The sequence below is a fragment of the Roseateles sp. P5_E11 genome (assembly GCF_054049355.1).
The window spans coordinates 1-1675 of record NZ_JBFUMO010000884.1 but is presented as its reverse complement, the minus strand read 5'-3'; the positions used below and the strand labels follow the sequence as shown (position 1 = coordinate 1675).

At 67.9% G+C, this 1675-nt stretch carries 2 protein-coding genes; both read right to left on the bottom strand.

Features of this window, described 5'->3' with window-relative positions:
* Positions 1-78: 78 nt before the first annotated feature.
* The gene (argJ, locus tag ACXJKR_RS31730) at positions 79-1308 is read right to left on the bottom strand and encodes a bifunctional glutamate N-acetyltransferase/amino-acid acetyltransferase ArgJ (protein ID WP_457326238.1); all 1230 of its coding nucleotides are present in this window, start codon (positions 1306-1308) and stop codon (positions 79-81) included.
* Positions 1309-1398: 90 nt separating this feature from the next.
* The coding region (locus ACXJKR_RS31725; protein WP_457326236.1) for a PEP-CTERM sorting domain-containing protein at positions 1399-1675 on the bottom strand (277 nt) is incomplete at its 5' end.

The following is a 1675-nucleotide window of genomic DNA, read 5'->3' as shown; positions in this document are numbered from 1 at the left end:
CCGTGAAGCCGCGGATTGTCAGCGCCGCCCGCAGGCGGCGCCGATCGTCATGCGATGAAGCCCTGACAGCAATAACCCTCAGCTTCGATAGTCCGCGTTGATGCTGACGTAGTCGTGGCTGAGGTCGCAGGTCCAGACGGTGGCGCTGGCCGAACCGCGGTTCAGGCCGACGCGGATGGTGATCTCGGACTGCTTMATGACGCGCTGGCCGTCTTCCTCGCGATAGGTCGTCAGGCGCCCGCCCTGGCGCACCACGGCAACGTCATCCAGGTCCAGGTCGATCAGGCCCTGGTCCAGGTCGCCAATGCCGGCATAGCCGACGGCCGCCAGGATGCGGCCCAGGTTCGGGTCGCTGGCAAAGAAGGCCGTCTTGACCAGCGGCGAGTGGGCGATGGCATAGGCCGCCAGCCTGCACTCGGCCTCGTCACGGCCGCCTTCGACGGTGATGGCAATGAACTTGGTCGCGCCCTCGCCGTCGCGCACGATGGCCTGGGCCAGTTCCTGGGCCAGCGCGATCAGCGCCTCGCGCAACGTCTTGGCCTCGGCGCTGTCCAGCGACGTGATCTCGGCATGCGCCGCGCGGCGCGACGCAATCAGCATGAAGCAGTCGTTGGTGGAGGTGTCGCCGTCGATGGTGATGCGGTTGAAGGAGGCGTCGGCCGCTTCTTTCACCAGCGGCTGCAGCAGGGCCGGGGCGACGTTGGCGTCGGTGGCGACGAAGCCCAGCATGGTGGCCATGTTCGGCCGGATCATGCCGGCGCCCTTGGAGATGCCGGTCAGGGTGACGGGCACGCCGCCGATCTCGATGCGGCGTGAAGCGGCTTTAGGCAGGGTGTCCGTCGTCATGATGCCGGCGGCAGCCTCGGCCCAGTTGTCGGCCTTCAGCGCGGCCAGGGCGGCGGGCAGGCCGGCGGTGATGCGGTCCACCGGCAGGGTCTCCATGATGACGCCGGTCGAGAAAGGCAGGATCTGCTCTGGCTGGCAGCCGATCAAGCCGGCCAGGGCCTGGCAGGTCTGGCGCGCACGGGCCAGGCCGTCGGCACCGGTGCCGGCGTTGGCATTGCCGGTGTTGATCAGCAATGCGCGGATAGCCGAGCCGCCGGCCAGATGCTCGCGGCAAAGCTGCACGGGAGCGGCGCAGAAGCGGTTGGTCGTGAAGACGCCGGCGACCGCGGCGCCCTCTTCCAGYGCGATGACGCTGAGGTCACGCCGGTTGGCCTTGCGCACGCCGGCCATGGTCACGCCAAGGCGCACGCCCGGCACGGGCAACAGGGAGGCGGGATCGGGGGCGGTGAGATTGACGGGCATGGCGCGCTCGGTTGGTGTCAGGGAAAGCGCGAGGATTCTAAGAAGTGAAAAAGGCTCCCGAGGGAGCCTTTGCAAGGAGCTGAAAGTGGATCAGCGCGGCAGACGGCGGCGGGCCAGCAGACCGATGACGCCCAGGCCGCCCAGGAAGAGGGCATAGGTCTCGGGCTCGGGGACCGCGTTGACGGCGCTTGCGACGACGAGGTCCTGGTAGCTGGCGTTGCTGAGCTTGGTCAGGCTGTACAGCGCCGGACCCTCGTAGCTCTGAGCGGCGGCCAGGTAGTTGGTGGCCAGGGCCTGCACCGAATTGTTGATGCCATTTTGCTGGCCGGTGGCACCTTCCGTCTTCAGGAAAAAGCTGCCACTACCC